The organism is Paenibacillus sp. PK4536 (genome assembly GCF_028594455.2).
GTDB classification, from domain to species: domain Bacteria; phylum Bacillota; class Bacilli; order Paenibacillales; family Paenibacillaceae; genus Saccharibacillus; species Saccharibacillus nuruki.
Genome location: NZ_CP126313.1, coordinates 1,692,240 through 1,712,237 on the forward strand (window position 1 = coordinate 1,692,240; position 19,998 = coordinate 1,712,237).

Consider the following 19,998-nt stretch of genomic DNA (forward strand, 5'->3'; position numbering starts at 1 on the left):
ATATATTTTTTGCTCTCTTACTAACTTATAAACCAATTTGACAATAACTAATCAGTTCGTAATTAAAAAAAATGACAAATGAGTAATATATTAAAGCGAATACAAAAATTAAAGATAAAATGGTCTATACATCAACTAACAATGAACACAAAACAACACCTTGCGCATAGATCTGCACAAGGTGTTGTTTGGCGTCAAACGATTAAAGACAGATCATATTTATAATGATCTAAATATTAATACGTTTTGCTGATTGTAACGGTGTTGTTATTCACGCTCATGTTCCATTCAAAGTTGTCTACAAACCAACGTACAGGGATAAGAGTCTGTCCGTTACGGGAAATGACCATATCGTTCATACCTTTACGCATGTTGTCGACTTTGTATACTTTAGAATTGACCCAGAACTCATAACGTTGGATACCAGTATCCAACCAAGTTGTAGATGTTTCTTTCGTATAGAACACTTTCATATTTGCATTCGCTGCAAGGTAACGCAACGGTACATATGTTTTTCCTTTGTATACAGTAGCTGGAGTACTCATCATCATAGATACACCATTAACCATGTACATTTTGCTACCTGGTGTAAATTGCATTACTTTTGTTTTCAATTCAGGACTAGTATCTGCACTTGTACCATTCGCTCCACCTGTAGAAGGTGTTGTTGGTGGTGTAGCAGGCATATTAGGCATACTTGGCATAGAAGGTGTAGCTGGTGTTGCCGGAGTTGGAGTAGCAGTACCACCGAATTTAGCAGGGTATTGCATTACGATTGCTTCGCTTAAAATGTCTGCAAATCCAAACATGTGGTGGTAAGACATACGTGCTTCAGAATAAGCTGTTGTGTAATCTTTAGCTACATAGGAATCGAATGCTTTAAGCAACATTGCGATATGTTCTGTAAGTCCAGCTTCAAGAGCAGCTTGAGGTAAGTTAGGGTTAGCATCAGCGAAGAATTTTGCTTGAGTTACTTTGTACTCAGCTAATTCATCGATCGCTTTTTGTTTTGCTGTTGTATCACCAGCAGCAGTTGCTTTTACATAATCGACAAAGTATCCGATATGAGAAGCCCAGATTGTTTTGAAAGCAGCGCCAGCTTCGTTACCATAAACAGAAGCAACAGCAGCACTTAACTCATCTGTGTTTTTGTTCAAAAGACCAGCGGCTTGTTCGAAATCAGGCGCACCGTCAATTCCTTTTTGCATTGCCCAGACAGCTAATGTTGCATGCTCGCCCAAAATGATACCTAGAGCAGAGCGCAAATCAGAAGCTCCCATTGTAGACATGTCTGTTGTAAATTTGTCAGGATATTGTTTTACAATTGCAGCGCTTAAGATATCACCAAACATATACATATGTTTGTAAGCTTCATCAGCAGTTGTGTATGCTTTTGTATAGTCTTTTGCTACATATGCATCAAATGCAGTTAATAGCATATTAATATGTTCTTCCAATCCTGCTTCCAATGCAGATTGTGGCAAATTAGGATTTGCATCTGCAAAGAACTTGGCTTGTGTTACTTTATATTCTTCTAATTCGTCTTTCGCTTTTTGTTTGGCAGCAGTGTCATTAGCAGCTGTTGCTTTCACATAATCCACGAAATAACCAATATGAGAAGCCCAGATTGTTTTGAAAGCAGCGCCAGCTTCATTACCATAAACAGAAGCGACAGCAGCACTCAAATCATCTGTATTTGCATTCAAAGCAGCGGCAGCTTGATCAAAATCAGCTTTGCCATCAATACCTTTTTGCATTGCAATCACTGCGAGTAAAGCATGTTCACCAAGAATTTGTCCCAATGTTGAACGAAGATCAGCACCAGCGCCCTTAGATGTTGCAGCGGCAGCTCCAACGGTTGTTGGTAAGATCAAGACTACTGCCATAAGCAGCATGATGACCTTAGATAGAACAGATTTGTACATGTTTCCACTCTCCTTAAAATAATGTAGGATCAATTGCATACTGTTCAATTAAGAACAGGTATTACGTAAAAGGATACGCTTACTTTGGAGCAGTGGATCATATTTCTGCGTAAACATGAAAAAGATTTAACTGATTTGTAACCCCTTTGTGACGCAATTCTCAGAAGTATAGCAATTAAACTGTCTACTCTACTTAATAAGCCATTGACTTAGAATTGAATCAAGATTTCCAAAATAAACTTAAATTGTAAATTTGAGAATGACAAAATAATATTTTTTGAAAAGTCATCCGTAGCAAAATTTCTTGCGAAGGTTATAATATAAGGGAACGGGAAAGGAGCCCTTGGATGAACGATATAGCAGAAGACAGAGAACTTATGCGACGGATTTCTCAAAAAGACGCCGAAGCACTTGAATGCGTATATGACCGTTATGAACGGGCAGTGTATTCGTTCGCCTATCGGATCGTACAAGATACGATGGCAGCAGAAGAAGTTGTACAGGAATTATTTCTGCGTGTGTGGAATCATGCAGAACGATATGACCAAAGTCAGGGGAAGCTGTCTACATGGATGTTCACGATTACGCGCAATATTGCTGTAGATATGCTGCGTCGTAAATCATCACGGGCGCCTGTTGACCCTACCAAAGATGAAACGCTTCGCGGTATCCCTGATCTGAAGGCGAACACGGAAGAACAAGTTACGCTGAACTGGGAGCGGCAGCGTATTAAAGAAGCGATGAATGAACTTAGAGAAGATCAGAAGCAAGTTATTGAATCTATATATTTTCAAGGATTGACTCAGCATGAAGTCTCCGAGCGATACAGTATTCCGTTAGGGACAGTCAAGAGCAGAGTAAGACTTGCCATAAGGCAGCTTCATAAGAAGCTTGCTGGAGCGGTGAGGGGGGAAAACTATTTATGAATAATGATAATCAATATAAGAAAAGTGATATGCACGATATGATTGAAATGTATGTACTGGGTGGTCTGAATCAAGAAGAACAGCAACGCTTTGAAGCGTATCTGCAAGAAGACGAACAATGCCGTCTGGCGGTTGAAGAACTTCGGGAGGTGATGGATACTTTGCCATTCGCCGTTGAAGACGTTGCGCCACCAAAAGGTATGAAAAATCGTGTGTTGAGTCATATACTTACACCTAGCCATACAGAACAAACGATATCAGATGATCGGGGAACCACTCCTATCGTAGTGGAAAAATCATCGGATGATCAGACTGTGAAGCCATCAATAGTATACAGCACTCAAGAAGACAAAGCTTGGGTTCAACATAAAGGTAAAAATAGATTCTGGCGTGTTGCTACAACATTGGTTGCTGCCGCCGCTGTGATTATAGGTGTGTACGCTTCTAATTTGCGAGGGGAAATTGATAGTCTACAACAGCAATTAGCGATTTCGAGTACACAAGTGAACAGTTTACAAGGCAAGTTAGCAACTGTTTCTATGCCTACACAAGGTCTTAAAGTAGATAAAGCCGTTAAGCTGAATCCAGCTACAGCTGATATTGTAGCTCAAGGTTTGGCTACGATCGTAATTGATGATAAAGGAACACATTTACTCGTTCAAGCCGATAATTTGCCGAAGTTAAAAGGTAAAGAAGCTTTTCAAGTCTGGCTGATCAAAGGTGATGTGAAACAAAGTGCAGGAACGTTCCTTACTCAAGACGGAACAGGAGCGATGTATTATACATTCCAACCCGAAGATTATGACACCATTGCTATTACACTTGAACCGGACAAACAGGGCGATCAACCACGAGGACCTATTGTGCTTGCCGCTGAAATTCAAGGTTAAGCAAGTCCGTTCTTTACAATATTTAAGAATAGATGTATACCCATAGCAAGCGCCCTCCCTTTATCGGAAGAGCGCTTGTTTTGCGTATATAGATTAAGACTAAGACATACGCTCAGCTGTTAGATTAGCGGTGGAGAAGTAGGATCTATCTCGCCTGTAAATAATTTGCGAATATGTTCACGCTTGGCTTTGGGTCCTAATAGATAGACTTTATCGCCAGCCATCAATACTGTATTACCACGTGGAGTCAGTATTTCTTCATTGCGAATCAGTGCAGTAATCAATACACTTTCCGGTAAATGAATATCTTGAATTTCTCGATTGATCATACAGCTACGCTTATCGAGAGTCAGATGACTGATCTCTGATGTGGTACGACCGGTCGCTACAAGTTCAATAATCGAAGGTTGTTGATCCGGTACATTCTCGGTTAAGCCTAACTTTTCAGCAAAGGGTGAAATGGTCGTTCCTTGAATCAGTGCAGAAGATAAAACGATAAAGAAAACAACATTAAAAAATAAATGTCCGTTAGGAACGCCTGCTAAGAGTGGATAGGTGGCGAGTACAATCGGTACTGCTCCACGAAGTCCTGCCCAAGACAATAACGTTTTTTCCCGAAAAGAGAACTTGCTGACCAAAAGACTCAAAAATACACCAACGGGTCTGGCTACGAGAATGAGTAGCACAGATAAGATGATTCCTTGCCAGGCGACAGCAGGTAATTGAGAAGGGAAAACAAGTAATCCAAGTAAAACAAACATCAATATCTGCATAATCCAGCCGAAACCTTGATTGAATTGTAAAATCGAACGTCGATAGGTGAGATCTGAATTACCCATCACCAGTGCCATCACGTATACGCCCAGAAAACCGCTGGCATGAGTTAGTGAACTCACACCATATGTAAATAGAGCAGCTGAAATAGCAAGTACCGGATAAAGACTGGCTGTCTCGAAATTGATTTTGTTAATCAGCATCACAGCGAGCTTACCGCAAATAATACCGAGTACGAGTCCAAAACCCATTTCCCAGAAAAAAGAAAGAATTTTGCTCCAAATACTGATCGAAGGATCTTGAATCAATTCGATAAACATAATCGTTAAAAAGACCGCCATAGGATCGTTACTACCGGATTCAGCTTCAAGAGTAGAAGTGAGTTTTTTGCTGACATTTTTGCTACCCAGTACAGAAAATACAGCGGCCGCATCGGTTGAACCTACAATCGCCCCGAATAATAATCCTTCTATCAGACTAACACCCAGAATTAAATGAGCAAAATAACCGATAATAAATGTAGTTAATAACACACCGATCGTTGCTAACGATAAGGCAGGACGAATAACAGGCTTTACCATCTCCATCCGTGTCTGCATCCCACCTTCAAACAAAATAATAACGAGTGCTAATACACCAAACCATTGGGTGATAAAAGCATTATCATAATAAATGAAACGCCCGAGTCCCATTCCCGCCAGTATAAAAAAGACTAACGCTGGCATCCCGAAGCGAGAAGAAAATTTGGTCGAAAGCACACCGATCAGTAGAAGGCTTCCAAGAAGTAAGATCAAATTACTGGTCATTTCTGTTGTATGCATAGGCAAGCCCCTTTTTATCATAAAGTATATCTATAGTTATATATTAAGCTTTTATATATAAACGAAATCATCTTTCTAAAAACATCAACTTTTAAAGTGTAAGAACCGAAATAAATAAAGATAAGAAAAAATGATCATGCTAACAAGTACTGTATTTAAGAAAAGAGGAGACTACTTTGAAGTCATATCGAGCATTCCTCAAGCAAATTTTATTGAATTATATAATCGGATCGGTGATTGCAGTCGCTGTCGTTGGTGGATTATTTGTTTTAACAACGGTTGATGCACCACTCTTGCAAAATATAAGAATGGTCGGCATTATGATGTTTTCGTTTCTAATCATGTTAAGTATTGAAAGTCTTGTATTCTGGCATCATATTCGTCCGATTCGTGAAGTATGTGCGATCGATCTGCCTTCTGAAGAAATGCTAGAGCGTGCTTATGTCCAGCTACATAAATTCCCTAAATTATCGGTGTATCGTATCATGTTGCCGCATTTCTTAGGATTAACGGTACCTGCATTGATATTGATGCTGATCTGTATGGGAAAAGGTTGGATTACGTTACCCACCTATTATTTGTGGATTGGTGGCGCAGGTGCATTAATGGTGGCAAGTATGCATGCTTTTATTGAATTTTTTCTCACAGCAACAGCTATTCGTCCGATGTTAATCGTCATGAAAGAACGTCTGCATCGTCTCTATGACAAAGAAATTTGGTTGTTAGGACAAGTGCATGTATCGGTTCGTCGTAAATTTCAACTCAGTATTTTTTTGATCGGCGTGTTTCCATTGGTGTTATTTAGCTTAGCCGCACAGATTCGTTTGCAAGAAATAACCGGTGTGCAGACCAGTGAATATTGGAGCTGGGCAGGAGCTGTGATTGTGGTTAGTATTGCTTTTAGTATAGTGGGTGCGCAATTATTAGCACGAGATGTAGAACATCCGATCAGCAATCTATACAGTGAAATGGCACATGTCAAAAATGGTGATTTCAACGGAGAAGCGGAAGATTATTATTCAGATGACTTCTCATTGTTGATCTCAGGCTTTAATCATATGATCAAAGGATTGCAATTACGGGATCAACGTAATGCTCAATTGCAAGATAGTTACTTTGCTACACTGGCGGCGGCGCTGGATGCACGTGATCCTTATACAGCTGGACATTCGTTACGAGTCGCTGAATATGCCGTCATTATTGGTGAAGATGCTGGGCTTGGCGCTTATGAATTGGATCGCTTACGCAAAACAGCATTGCTTCATGATATTGGAAAGATCGGTATTACCGATTCTGTATTATTAAAAGATGGCAAGCTGACGGATGAAGAATTCGATCAGATCAAAAAGCATCCTGCGCTGGGTGAAAGTATTCTAAAACAGGTTGAGCCTAAAGATGCAATGCAACCTTATCTACCGGGTGTACGTTCTCATCATGAACGTTATGATGGTAAAGGGTATCCTGACGGACTACAAGGAAATGAGATTCCATTGTTCGGTCGAATTATCGCTGTAGCTGATGCGTATGATGCGATGACTTCAAATCGTCCTTACCGTAAAGGAATGCCTTCTGAAAAAGCGATTATGATTTTGGAAGAAGGACGGGGAACACAGTGGGACCCTCAATTTGCTTCCATTTTTATTGATAATTATCGCAAGAAAAAAGAGCTAATCTCTTAAAAGATTAGCTCTTTTTTTAATTCAAGTAGAAGAAGTCGCGCTTATAGTGCCAAGCGCTGGATGTAAGATATTTTGCTATGCAAAAATCAGGTTTGATTGAAGTAGAAGAAGTCGCGCTTATGGTGCCAAGCGCTGGATGTAAGATATTTTGCTATGCAAAAATCAGGTTTGATTGAAGTAGAAGAAGTCGCGCTTATGGTGCCAAGCGCTGGATGTAAGATATTTTGCTGTGCAAAAATCAGGTTTGATTGAAGTAGAAGAAATCGCGCTTATAATGCCAAGCGCTTAAGGAATTAGTTTTGTCTTTTTCGCTTTTTCTGCCATTTTCTCGGTTAACGGTCCAAGTGGTTTTTTGAATATGACTGCAAAGAGCATAAACAATATCATAAATCCAACCAGATACATCACATCTCGATAGACCGTCTCCATCAGCATACCGCCGACAGCTTCACGTAGCACTTCAACCGCATACGTAAATGGGAACCACGGATGTAAGGCTTGGAAAAAGGTACCGGTCATACTGACAGGGAATGTACCGCCTGAACTTGAAAATTGCAGTACGAGCAGTATAATCGCAAGCCCTTTACCAATATTACCGAATACCGATACAAGGGTGTACGTTAACGTGACAAATACCATACTGATTAACACACTTAATCCGACAAACCAGACTTTATCGACGACATAGGCACCTAAAATAAAGATATCACCGAGTGAAATAATCAGCGCTTGTACCATACCAATCGTCATAAAGGTGAACATTCGACCAAAGTAAATCTGGTATGGACGATACCTTTTCTCAATATCCTCTACTTCCACTTTGAACATGGAGACTAACAACATCGCTCCTACCCAAATCGAGAGTGTAGTGTAGAAAGGAGACATGGCTGATCCATAGTTAGGGATAGGATATGTGCGATTAGCTTCTAATTCAACAGGGCTAGATAAAAAGTCACTTTCTTGTTGAATATCCCCTTTAAGCCATTTGATAATCTGCGACAACTCACTATCACTGTTTTTGAGCAAACGAACTTTATTGGCTGCACTGTGCACTGATTTTTCGAGTCCAGGCAGATCATTACGGATAAAGTCGCCTACTTTGTGCACCGCATTTTCAGCTTCAGGCAGTTTATTTTGAATCAAATCAGTAATTTTATCTAATTCTTTCTCTGCTTTGGGTAGATCATTGCGTACAAAGTCAGCAGCATCATGAATTTTAGTCTCTATGCCAGGCAGATCATTATTTACAAAATCAGCAGCATTGTTGATCAGCTTGGTAAACTCGACCATTTTGCTTTGTAGTAGTTGATCGGCATCATGTAATTTTTTCTCAATATTCGGTAGATCGGTCTGCAATTGCTTTAACTCTTCTTGACCGAAAGCCACACCACTTTGAGCATCGTTTAGTACAGCTTCGACATCAGGAAGCTTCTGTTGAGCCGTTTGTAGAACACTGGCTGCGTCTTTGGCGACGGTTTTGAGATTATCTAATCCTTGATTAATATTAGGTACAATCTCTGAATCGTATCTTGAAATAAGATCTCCTAAAGCATCACTTGCATCAGTAGACAATTGACGAAGATTGTTCAAAATATCTTCAGCCGGTTGTTGTCCATTGGTTATCGCTTGATGAATACTGCGTACCAGATCCAATTGACGTTCAAATTTGTCATGCACGGTATTCAGACGACTAATCGGATTATCGAGTGGATGGTTAGGTAGTACATTATTTAAGCGAGTTAATAGATCAGTTGTACGTTCTATAATACCGATAGCACGAGATAATCGTGTATCGAGAAACGACAGAGCATCCAATGCTGCTTGTGGATCAATATCGGCTCCTTGAATCGCATCTACCAGTTGAGTGGTTGCATCCGCTGTTTGTTGTAAAAGGACTAGGTTTTGACGAACAATAGGTGCTACTGAATCAAAAGCACCATCGTTTTCATCTAAAAATGTATTCACTCGATTGGTAAAATCAGCACTGATATCGGTAATTTCTTTGACTTTAGGTAATGCTTCTTGAGCGGCTGTGATAATGCCGGATAATTTGTCAGCATCATCAATCGCTTGATTCAGCGCATCTTCGACTTTGTAAAAGTTTTTGTCCAGTTCACTGACTTTATCTGCCGCCGCTTGAATTTCAGGCAGACGCTTTTGGAGTAAAAGAATCTGGTTGCCTGCTTCTTTGATCTTCGGTAGATTATCTTCTACCTTGAGAATCATATCGCCAGCGGCTTCGATTTCAGGAATACGTTTTTGCAAAGCAACTATTTTTTGAGCTTGAGCATCAATCTGAGGAAGCTTTTTCTCAAGTTCTAACGCTTTATCTGCAAATTCATCAATTTCTGGCAATCGAGCTTCTAATGTCAAAATTTTATTTTCAATATTACGAATAGTTGGTAATTCTTCTTCTAATTTGATGCCTGCATCTTGCATCTTGGTAAGTACGGCTTCACTTGCAGTCGCTATAAATTCGTCACTGATCTGTTGAGTGATCGTAGATGCACCTTTATCTGTAATCTTAGGAGCAACTGCACTGATTTTTTCATTCACCGTATAAATGATTTTGGGTTTGACAGGATCATCGGTTAAGATACTTGCGATTTTGTCAGAAAAGTCGGATGGGATTAACAGGCTAGCATAATACTCTCCTGTATCTACGCCATGTTTGGCTGTCTGTTCATCCACAAATGTCCAGCCAAGTGTCGTATTCTTTTTTAAATTTTGCAGTACTTGATCCCCGACATTGATCTCTTTGCCTTCAATCTTGGTGCCTTTATCTTGAGAAGTGATCGCAATCTTGATGCCTGATGTATTGCTGTACGGGTCCCACATCGCTTTGAGGTTAAACCACGCATATACAGAAGGTAATAACATGATCGCAATGACCAGTAGAATACCTGTAGAGACGCCACAAATGTTTTTCCAATCACTTTTATAAATAGTCCAAATATTTCTCATAACTTTGTTATACCACCTAATCGCCTATAGTCAGTTCAATAGTCTATGATATCATTTAACCTCTAATTCTTAACATTACCCTAAAGATTCAGAAGCAAAAGGTCAGGTTAAATACAAAATAAGATAGCTTCTATCAGTACCTTAAGGTTACACACCTTGAGTATGGATAATAAACGCTATATGCCTAACAAGCAAGTGAATATTATCTTTTTACTTAGGTAGGCTATCTAATTAATATATTATATCATAATTTTCATAATGAGAATGCTTTGAATCAAAGTAAGTCGGTATGAATATCAGATAAAGTTATCATCATTAATCTGATACTGATCCTATCCAAAATGATAAAGGAGCGAATAACCATGAATGATGATATTATCAAAGGTAAATGGACTCAATTTAAAGGTGAAGCGAAAAAACAGTGGGGTAAACTAACTGATGATGATCTTGATGTGATCAACGGTGAGAAAGAGAAGTTTATCGGAAAACTGCAAGAGCGTTATGGACATAGTAAAGAAGCAGCAGAAGAAGAGTACAATACGTGGAGTAAGCGTCACTATGAAAATAGTGCAAATAACACGTTGTTATAAGCTGTATCGAAATAGAATTGAAATTTAGACTTGCCAGAATGGTCAAAGTATCGTAAAATTGGTCTTGCATGTGACTAACAACGACATAGATGGCACATAACATAAAGGGCGATTGTAATATCCTTAATCGGGGATATCACAATCGCCTTATTCATTTGTAATGGGAAAAATAATGGGATGCTGGGCGCGTGGAGAGGCGCTGCGAGAAGGGGATCTTCTTGGCGTCGCTGGTGAACAATGATCCCTTGAATAACCGCTTTGCGGTAGGGATCACCGTTCAAAGGCGACTTTCAGAAGATTCCCCTTCTCTCCGCTCACTACGTGCTCGGGCATGGAATAATGATTTTTCTTGCGGCTCCGCCGCGGATGTGGGCAGGGTAGAGAAGGAAAGTTAAGAGAGTATGATTGGGTTATAGGGATTTTAAGATTTTGGTGTTAAAGAAATTTGTTTGTTTTATATATTATATATACGGGTGAAATGATGGAATAGTTTACAGTTTATTGAAAAAAATATGTGGATTTTAAATATATTGAATATATCAAATACATATGATTATAAATGAGAATGTAAAAAGGCTGATGCTAGGGAAGTGTTTCTTGCTGGCATCAGCTTTTTGGTATGATTTTTTTATTTTAGAGTGGGAGTAGAGAGACTTGGGAGCGTTGGCCGACTTGGGTGATCATTTGTTCCCATGCTTCTGGTTTTTGAGCTAGGACGGCGTAGTAACGACGTAGGAACTTTTCGATCATTGATCCGGGTAGAGATTGAGTTGCAGGATCGTAGGCTAAAAAGCAGAAATCGAGTTCGGATACGGCTTCACCGTCATTGTTCCATGAAGGGTGAATATAAGGGAAGTCTAATTTGCGATAGCCTAGATGAGACAGAACTTCGCGGCGTACAAATGGGTCCATGGGTTTGATGCCACCAAACTCATGATGTTCGATACGATAGGGATCGTAGATTTCAGCGAACATACCGAATAGTTCTTTGCCTGCTTCACTAGCGACTTGTTGTAGATCGAGCTGGCGTTGTTGGGCTAGAAAAGCGCCGATCCCAAGTCCGGGTTCACCGATAATTGTAAAGTCAGTCATCGCTACATTATCATCTTCGTAATAACGATATTCTGTTGCACCTACGACTTTGCCTTCATGTACAGCTACAAACACGCGGATACCCGGATCTTCTAACGGTTCTTTCCATAGGTCAAATGATAGTACTTCCTCTGCGGGGAAAATCCGTCCCATTAAGCCGTGCATATCTGCAAATAACGGATCTTCGATATGATTGATACGTACAAATTCCATTGATAAGGTCATCCTTTCAAGTTACGTTTAATAAGAAGCGGATTTTGCCATTCCATCAGAACAGCATAATGGAGTGATTCTTCATCATCTAAATAATTTTCAATAATCGTCAGTGGTGTTCGTCCGCATCGCAGTAGAAAAGAAATGACCGGATCGTATTGTGTGCCCTGTGTAATCGCTTCGACATATTGCTGTGGCGTGTAGTCCTGAGCGACTTTGTGATAACCGGGCATACGACCTGCACCAAGCAATCGGGTCAGTCCCATCGCTGTGACCACTTCATACATCGACTGCATCATTAATTTACCCAAGCCCCATTGCCGATAATGAGGGTGTACACATAGATCAGCGACATACAGTGTATCTCCTGACGGTTGATGATTGCGAATATACCCGTTATCTGTAACTTCTTCCCATGTATGCTGAGGATGTGCAGGATCGAAATGAATCAATAATGAAGTCATCGAACCTGCTAGCACACCATCGATTTCGATGCAAAGAGCTCCTTGCGGAAAGCGAGAAATATGCTCACGCAGTTGCTCGGCATTCCACCACAACTCCGAAGGATAGGGTGGAGGGAACGCCGCACGTTGAATTTCGATCAAGTCTGCAAAATCTTTTTCGGTATAAGAACGCACAATAGCAGGATATGGCATTTGGTTATGGAATACATAACAAGATTTATAATATGATGGAAGAGTACTTTCGAAAGTGCTCATGACTTAAGACCAATCGGTGTAGAGATCGGTACGGCGATCACGCCATGTGGTAACAGAACCTTTTTCACGGACTTGATATAATAGTTCTAGATCCAGATCGGCAGTCACGATCATATCATCATTAATCTCGCCTTCGACTAGAATACCTCGTGGTGGAAAAGGAACATCGTTAGGCGTAATAACAGCCGCTTGTCCAAAGTTACCACGCATAAAGTCTACCGTTGGTAATGAACCGACTGTTCCTGTAGTGACTACATAGATTTGATTCTCGACAGCACGAGCATGACTGGTATAGCGAACACGATGGAATCCATGACGATCATCAGTACAGGATGGACAGAAGATGACATCTGCACCTTTAGCTTTTGCCATACGTACAATTTCAGGAAATTCAATATCGTAACAAGTTAATAAAGCAATTGTACCTTTATCGGTCTCAAATACGGTTAAGCCTTCACCGGGTGACATATTCCATTCGGTCACTTCTGTTGGTGTAATATGAAGTTTGGGCTGTACAGCTACCCGTCCATCTGGATAAAATAAATGAGCAGTGTTATATAATTTTCCTTCTTTTTCGATGACATGGGTACCACCGATAATATGCATTCCTGTTTCTTGAGCTAATTGTTGAAACAAATGTATATAAGAGTCGGTAAACTCGGGCAATTTCTCGATACCTAAAGCTTTGCCGTGCACATCACCTATGGATAACAATTGAGTGGTGAAAAATTCGGGAAACAGAATAAAATCGACTTCAAATTCTTGAGCCGTCTTCACATAATGAGTAACTTGAGCTGCAAAGTCTTCGAAAGACGCTATCGTTTGAAGGCGATATTGTACCGCCGATACGCGAAATTTCATAACCAATTCAAACCTCCTTGAAGTTCATATACAGACATCATAACAGAATTTATAAACGTTACCAAAAAGCAAAAAAGATGTGGTATATACTGCAAATTTAATTGGAATATACTATAATAAATTTACTTTATTTTACATTAAAATTAGAGGTGATCATGTGGGGTTCATAAAGAATTTCCTGATGAATGCGGGTATGATGGTCACCATTGCATATGTGGCAAATATTATTTATAAATATGCCCTTATACGCTTTTCAGCACGCATTAAGTATATTAGTTCAATCTTTTTATTGATTTTTGCGGGTTGGGCAAGTTGCTTTTTTGGATTTCGGTTAAGTGAAAACGTTATTTTTGATCTGCGATTTTTACCTTTGATCGTAGCAGCGGCTGTTTATTCACGTCCGATTGTCATTATGTTGGTAGGTATTGGGATAGGATTAACTCGATTAACCTTCAGTATTGATACAGCGGCTTTTGTAGGTGTATTGAATTTGACCATTTTGGGAGCAGTCTGTGCTGTTCTTAATATTTGGATGCGTAATAGTGCGGTGAAGTTGTCTATTAAAGGGATTGTCACTGTGCTGGTCGTGAATATGGTTAATGCATTTGATATTGCTGTATTAGGTGTTGTACCGACACGTGTCTATGTATTCGAGATCATGCCGTTTACTTTGCCGATGTCTATTTTAATGAGTGGCGTATTTGTATTGATTTTGCGTGACTTTCATATGGAACAACAACGTATGTTGCAACTTGAACGAGCCAATGAGTTATTGTATCAACAGACCGAAGAACTGCAACAGACTCAATTTGTGTTAGAAGAACGAGCCAAGCAATTGTTATTGGTCTCTCAATACAAATCTGAATTTTTGGCTAATATGTCTCATGAATTGCGCACTCCGCTTAATAGTATTATCAATTTAGCGCAGATGATGGCAGACAAAGAAGATCAACGGACAGCAGAAGAAACGGTTCTTTATAGTGAAATGATCTATCGATCGGGTCTGGATCTTCTCGAATTGATTAATGATGTACTCGATTTGTCTAAAGTAGAAGCGGGCAAACTGGATATTACGTATGAAGAAGTGAATCTACGTGAACTGCTGGAAGGATTACAGATGCATTTTGAGATTATGGCTCGTAAAAAAGGGATTGCTTTCTACACAGAGCAAGAAGAGGATATTCCACCGACTATGGCATCAGATGCTCAGCGTATCCAACAGATTTTGCGTAATTTGCTTGCCAATGCTTTTAAATTTACACAAAAAGGTAGCGTTACGTTGCATCTTTATCTGTATCGCTGTGCAGAAGATCATAGTGAATGGATTGTATTTTCAGTACAAGATACAGGTATCGGGATTCCTCCGTCTCAGCATCAATTGATTTTTGAAGCTTTTGAACAAGCAGATAGTTCGATCACTCGTCGTTATGGAGGTACAGGTCTAGGACTATCGATCAGTCGTGATCTAGCGAATATGTTAGGTGGTTATCTGCATATGGATAGTACAGAAAATGAAGGGAGCACGTTTGCCCTCTATCTTCCGTTGTTACATATGGATCGTGATGAGCCTTCATCTCCAACACTGTAAATCCATCATTTATCATCGGCATAAGCAAATTGAACAAATAAATTCAATTTATTTATCAATTTGTTTGTTGCATGATTGCTGAAATGATAACGGATACATGTCTAAACAAGAGTATAATCAACGTTTGGTTATCTTCAGGAAGGGTAAACAAACCTAACTCTAAAGTTTTCGTAGTCAAGGTTACTTTTGTCATTTACGAAGGAGAGGATACTTATCAAACGAAGACGTGCTCTTGGACTTAACCGTTTGAATGTGCAGAAGCGACGATATTCGATGTATCGTAATCATTTACGAATCGCTACAGCAGAAGGCATTCCAGCCACGATATTTGCGACGTTATTAGGAGGCCCTTTTTTAACCGGTTTTTTACTGTATCTTGGTGCGACAGCAGGAGAGATTGGATTTGTGATTGCATTAACCACACTGGTTAATGTCGGACAGGTGATTGTTGCTTTTCTTATCCAACGATTACATAAGCGGAAATGGGTATTGATTTTATCTGTATTTCTGCACCGCGTATTATGGGGAGCCACAGGGCTTGTACCGTTTATTTTTGCCAAAGAACTCTGGGTTCCTGCTTTTATTATGTTGTATATTTCAGCATTTGTAGCGAATGCTGTAATCGGTGTCGTATGGGCTTCGTTGATCGGGGATATTGTGCCCGGACGATTACGAGGTAGATATTTTGGGATTCGTAATACAATATTGAATGCACTCGGTAGTATCACATTATTTGTCGGAGGCTTTTTACTGGATAAGTATCCCGGCGGGCAAGGTTTTCTGATTTTATATATTATTGTCTGGATCTGTGTTGTTATGAATGTGGTGATCTTTTTATTCTATCCAGATGCACCTTTCGAGCGTTCAGCAGAGACCAAGTTCGTACCCATGTTGCGTAAGCCGTTATATGATGGTCTATTTATGAAAGCAACATGGTTTCTAGCGTGCTGGTTATTGTTGCAGACACTGGTCGTTCCGTTATACTCGTATGTGATGTTAGAAGTACTGCATGTGAGTTACTCGATTACATCGACGATGACAGTAGTGCAGACCATATTTATGATGATCAGCTTTTATTTCTGGGGCAATATGAATGCACGCTTTAGCAACAAAACATTGCTGTATTGGACATTGCCATTTATTGCGGCTTCTTGTATCGCTTGGAGTCTAAATGCGATTATTCCGACGGTGCTGGCGTTATTGATTATTCATATGTTGCTAGGCGTAGGAGTGGGTGGATTCAACCAATTATCTTTTAACTTTATTATTGGAGATACGCCGAAAAATGATCGTCCGATGTTTATCGCTGTCTATTCTGCCATTACAGGACTGACTTCTTTTATCGGGCCATTGGTAGGTGGTAAGATTTTTGAATGGATTGAGCCTTTGCCTAGATGGGTGCAGGTATTTGGATTTCAGACAGCGGTAGGTATTCTATTGTTATTACTAGCCCTGACAGTAGGACGTAAAGTATTGAAAAATCCCAATCCTCATTCTTTGTAAATCTAACGAGTGACTTAACAGATAGAAGATTATCATGATTGAACAGATAAAAATTGCCAAACTCCAGTGTACACGCTTAAAATGAGTTCAGGCATACTGTAAACTATGAGTATACATTCGATTACACTATTTTGATGAAAAGAGGTTATGATCAATGAGCAAACAACCGATTTCTACCGATCGTGCTCCTGGAGCACTTGGACCTTATTCCCAAGCGATTGATACAGGGCTTTTTATTTTCGCATCCGGTCAATTGGGTCTTGATCCTGTCAGTGGAGAATTAGCAGAAGGTGTACAAGAGCAAGCACGTGTAGCTCTTGAAAATGTCACTGCTGTTCTAGATGCCGCAGGTAGCAGTTTAGATCAAGTGGTCAAAACGACTGTATTTTTGCAAGACATGAATGATTTCGCAGCAATGAATGAGATTTATGGTCAATTTTTCAAAGAACCATATCCGGCACGTAGCGCTGTACAGGTAGCTCGTCTACCGAAAGATGCTTTGGTTGAGATCGAAGTTATCGCTTTGAAAAAATAATTAGATGAACTTAAAAAAGACGTTCTCGTGTATAGAGAACGCCTTTTTTTGATCAAATTAAAGATCATGCAACACAATCGCACTACATATCTATTACATTCTTAATCCCTTGTACGATTACGAACAAAGAAGATAAGGATCGCATAGATAAACAGCACAACTGCTAAAATAATAGCCGTTAACCATGTGGCATGGGAGTCTTGATGTTTGAATGCAATCGCACTATACGCCCATACAAAGACAAGTGGATAAATACTATCACGATAGCGATATCCAATAACAAGAGCAATCAATGCACCTACGATTAGTCCAATGACTGACCAGACAGTCGGTGACAGTCCAAAACCAGACCAATCATTTTTGTGTAAGACGATCCCTATATTCAAAATCGTAGCTACGGATACCCAACCCATATAAATACTGAAAGGTAATTTGACGAGAATAATCTGCGCTACAGAAGGACGAACGATTCTTCTTGTGCGTACATACAACACAATGGTGGTTAATAATAACAAAATAATAATCACTGTTGCAATCTCAGTTAATAAAGAGTGCCAGAAGAATAACCAGATGATATTACATAATGAATTGATGACTAACCACATTCCGACTGCTTCGATTCCTTCGTTACTTTCAGAAGAGTTGCGGAATTGATAAATTACAAAGCCGACTAATAGCAGATAGATTACAGACCATATGGAAAATGCATAACTAGCAGGTGTTAATAGAATTTCGAACATGTCTGAAATTTCACCTGTACCTCTACCAAATAACGGTAATGTCGCTGCTAGATAATTCATAACCAATACAGCTGCGATAGCTACTGCATTAAGCCATTTGTACGTATTGAGTTTGGACAATAGGAGCCCCTCCTTATTTTTTTGAGTTTATATGTAAAGCTAACATTCAATAAACAGAATGCTTTAACTATATACCCATTTGAAGCTGTAATTACACAGGATGAGTTATTTACCACCTATTAGCAGAAGTGATGAAATTAATCATATGGATATACTCATATATGCATGTATTGGATTCAAAAAAATGAATACGCTCTCATAATTTGAAATGAATATTCCTAAAACAGTCATCAATTTGACAAACCTTGGGTATATAACAATATGTTGATTGTTTCAGCTGATAAAAGGGACTTGAAGGAGGACATTGAATATGGTCGGTAAAAAAGCGTCACAATGGATTCAACAGATTGTTTTTGTAGGACCTGCAACCTTGTTTTTTGCATTGATTGTGATTATCCCCTTTATTTTGGGACTGTACTACTCATTTACAGATTGGAATGGGATTTCGAAAACAATCAACTGGGTTGGATTTAGCAATTACACACATATTGTTACTAAAGATCCTGATTTCCGAAATGCGTTTTGGTTTACCGTTCGCTTTACAGTAGTAGGCATTATTATTACCAATGTTATAGGCTTTGCTTTAGCGTATATTTTGACCAAGCCTTTATTTACACGTAATCTGATGCGTACGATTTTCTTTATGCCGAATATGATCGGTGGATTATTACTTGGATTCATCTGGCAGTTTATTTTTATCAAAGGATTTGCTGCTGTCGGTGAAGCTACTGGATTATCGTTATTCAATCTTCCATGGTTAGGTGATCGCGCTACTTCATTCTGGGGAATCGTGATTGTGTTTGTCTGGCAGACCGCAGGTTACTTGATGGTTATTTACATATCGTCGTTAAACAATGTACCCAAAGATGTTTTGGAATCGGCTGAGATTGATGGAGCGACACGCTGGCAAGTAGTGCGTCATATTATTTTCCCATTAATTATGCCTGCGATTACGATCTGCTTGTTCTTAGCGATCTCATGGGCATTCAAAATGTTCGATCTCAACTTAGCGTTAACCAATGGTGGACCATTCAAAGCGACTGAATCGGTAGCATTGGATATTTATAATGAAGCCTTTACCAATAATCGTCTAGGCTTAGGTACAGCAAAAGCTGTTATTTTCTTCGTGATTGTTGCACTGATTACCAGTGTGCAGGTACGTCTGACGAAAAGCAGGGAGGTTGAACTGTAATGGATATTCAAAAACGATACGGTGTCCGTACACTGATTCTCGAAATTATTGTTGTGATTGTCGGCTTAATCTTCCTGATTCCGTTTTATTTTCTATTGGTCAACTCTGTTAAGTCATTTGCAGACATTTTGTCCAATTCAGCAGGCTTGCCGCAAGCTTATTTATGGAGCAATTATGCCAAAGCATGGACAGCTATTGATTTTCCTACAGCACTTAAAAATTCATTGATCGTTACGATCGTTAGTAATCTATTGCTCGTCTTAATCAGTTCAATGGCGGCTTATCAGATGGTACGTCAGCCTTCTTTGTTTAATCGCATTCTGTTTTTCGTATTTGTTGCTGCGATGGTTATTCCTTTTCAATCGATCATGTTGCCACTAATGGAAATGGCAAGTAAATATCGTTTGAATAATAGCATGTACGGATTGATCGTAAGTTATCTTGGATTTGGAGCACCGTTATCTGTGTTTCTTTTCCACGGATTCGTCAAAACGGTTCCTCTTGAAATTGAACAAGCGGCGCGTGTAGATGGTTCTTCACGTTACGGTGTGTTTTTCCGTATTGTGTGTCCATTAATGCAGCCGATGTTTGTAACAGTTATTATTCTGAACACATTATGGATCTGGAACGATTATCTTTTGCCTTCTCTAATCTTATCGAGTCCAGAATTACGCACCATTCCTATCGCGACGTATAGCTTCTTCGGTCAATACACGAAGCAATGGGATATGGCATTACCTGCGTTGGTACTTGGCATTACGCCTATTATTATTTTCTTCCTGTTTATGCAGCGTTATATTATCGAAGGTATCACTTCAGGATCAGTTAAAGGTTAATAGGAAGATTCTCTGAACTACAATTAATAT

The 19,998-nt window shown here is 39.5% G+C and carries 16 protein-coding genes; 9 read left to right on the forward strand and 7 right to left on the reverse strand.

Translation table 11 applies throughout. The features are described 5' to 3' along the window. Nucleotides 1-236: 236 nt before the first annotated feature. Complete coding sequence (locus PO903_RS07695; protein ID WP_273593057.1) at nt 237-1,925, reverse strand: stalk domain-containing protein; 1,689 nt, start codon at nt 1,923-1,925, stop codon at nt 237-239. A 377-nt stretch (nt 1,926-2,302) separates the two neighbouring features. Between PO903_RS07695 and PO903_RS07700 the strand changes: the two genes are divergently transcribed. Next, a complete protein-coding gene (locus PO903_RS07700; RefSeq protein ID WP_241669457.1) occupies nt 2,303-2,851 on the forward strand; it encodes an RNA polymerase sigma factor in 549 nt (182 codons plus the stop codon). Further along, a complete protein-coding gene (locus PO903_RS07705) occupies nt 2,848-3,741 on the forward strand; it encodes an anti-sigma factor domain-containing protein (protein ID WP_273593058.1) in 894 nt (297 codons plus the stop codon). The genes PO903_RS07700 and PO903_RS07705 overlap by 4 nt, the downstream gene beginning before the upstream one ends. A gap of 119 nt (nt 3,742-3,860) precedes the next feature. Here the strand turns inward: PO903_RS07705 and PO903_RS07710 are convergent, their stop codons facing one another. Next, complete coding sequence (locus PO903_RS07710; protein WP_273593059.1) at nt 3,861-5,336, reverse strand: potassium/proton antiporter; 1,476 nt, start codon at nt 5,334-5,336, stop codon at nt 3,861-3,863. Nucleotides 5,337-5,512: 176 nt separating this feature from the next. Between PO903_RS07710 and PO903_RS07715 the strand changes: the two genes are divergently transcribed. Then, nucleotides 5,513-7,015: an HD-GYP domain-containing protein gene (locus PO903_RS07715; protein ID WP_273593060.1), complete on the forward strand. Its 1,503-nt coding sequence runs from the start codon at nt 5,513-5,515 to the stop codon at nt 7,013-7,015. Between the two features lie 285 nt (nt 7,016-7,300). On the opposite strand, the gene PO903_RS07720 is transcribed toward PO903_RS07715, so the two are convergent. Further along, nucleotides 7,301-9,979 carry a YhgE/Pip domain-containing protein gene (locus PO903_RS07720; protein ID WP_273593061.1) on the reverse strand — a complete coding sequence of 893 codons (2,679 nt, stop codon included), beginning with the start codon at nt 9,977-9,979 and terminating at the stop codon, nt 7,301-7,303. 362 nt (nt 9,980-10,341) lie between these two features. Between PO903_RS07720 and PO903_RS07725 the strand changes: the two genes are divergently transcribed. Continuing rightward, complete coding sequence (locus PO903_RS07725) at nt 10,342-10,569, forward strand: CsbD family protein (protein ID WP_069329536.1); 228 nt, start codon at nt 10,342-10,344, stop codon at nt 10,567-10,569. A gap of 633 nt (nt 10,570-11,202) precedes the next feature. Here the strand turns inward: PO903_RS07725 and PO903_RS07730 are convergent. From PO903_RS07730 to PO903_RS07740, 3 genes are read right to left on the reverse strand one after another with little or no spacing between them, the layout of a single operon-like run. Further along, on the reverse strand, nt 11,203-11,874 hold the full coding sequence (locus PO903_RS07730; protein ID WP_273593062.1) for a GNAT family N-acetyltransferase: 672 nt from the start codon (nt 11,872-11,874) through the stop codon (nt 11,203-11,205). A gap of 8 nt (nt 11,875-11,882) precedes the next feature. Continuing rightward, nucleotides 11,883-12,593, reverse strand: coding sequence for a GNAT family N-acetyltransferase (locus tag PO903_RS07735; RefSeq protein WP_502921670.1), 711 nt, complete (start codon nt 12,591-12,593; stop codon nt 11,883-11,885). A gap of 3 nt (nt 12,594-12,596) precedes the next feature. After that, the gene (locus PO903_RS07740) at nt 12,597-13,454 is read right to left on the reverse strand and encodes a carbon-nitrogen hydrolase family protein (RefSeq protein WP_069329533.1); all 858 of its coding nucleotides are present in this window, start codon (nt 13,452-13,454) and stop codon (nt 12,597-12,599) included. A 157-nt stretch (nt 13,455-13,611) separates the two neighbouring features. Between PO903_RS07740 and PO903_RS07745 the strand changes: the two genes are divergently transcribed. From PO903_RS07745 to PO903_RS07755, 3 genes are all read left to right on the forward strand, one after another. Then, the gene (locus PO903_RS07745; RefSeq protein WP_273593063.1) at nt 13,612-15,042 is read left to right on the forward strand and encodes a sensor histidine kinase; all 1,431 of its coding nucleotides are present in this window, start codon (nt 13,612-13,614) and stop codon (nt 15,040-15,042) included. 273 nt (nt 15,043-15,315) lie between these two features. Beyond that, nucleotides 15,316-16,545 carry an MFS transporter gene (locus PO903_RS07750; RefSeq protein ID WP_273593064.1) on the forward strand — a complete coding sequence of 410 codons (1,230 nt, stop codon included), beginning with the start codon at nt 15,316-15,318 and terminating at the stop codon, nt 16,543-16,545. 154 nt (nt 16,546-16,699) lie between these two features. Continuing rightward, the gene (locus tag PO903_RS07755) at nt 16,700-17,080 is read left to right on the forward strand and encodes a RidA family protein (protein ID WP_137224838.1); all 381 of its coding nucleotides are present in this window, start codon (nt 16,700-16,702) and stop codon (nt 17,078-17,080) included. A gap of 101 nt (nt 17,081-17,181) precedes the next feature. Here the strand turns inward: PO903_RS07755 and PO903_RS07760 are convergent, their stop codons facing one another. Continuing rightward, on the reverse strand, nt 17,182-17,940 hold the full coding sequence (locus PO903_RS07760) for a TspO-related membrane protein (RefSeq protein ID WP_069329529.1): 759 nt from the start codon (nt 17,938-17,940) through the stop codon (nt 17,182-17,184). Between the two features lie 310 nt (nt 17,941-18,250). Between PO903_RS07760 and PO903_RS07765 the strand changes: the two genes are divergently transcribed. Continuing rightward, nucleotides 18,251-19,132 (forward strand): carbohydrate ABC transporter permease, encoded by an 882-nt coding sequence (locus PO903_RS07765; protein WP_069329528.1) that lies wholly within the window; start codon nt 18,251-18,253, stop codon nt 19,130-19,132. Then, nucleotides 19,132-19,968: a carbohydrate ABC transporter permease gene (locus tag PO903_RS07770; RefSeq protein WP_069329527.1), complete on the forward strand. Its 837-nt coding sequence runs from the start codon at nt 19,132-19,134 to the stop codon at nt 19,966-19,968. The genes PO903_RS07765 and PO903_RS07770 overlap by 1 nt, the downstream gene beginning before the upstream one ends. Nucleotides 19,969-19,998: the final 30 nt, after the last annotated feature.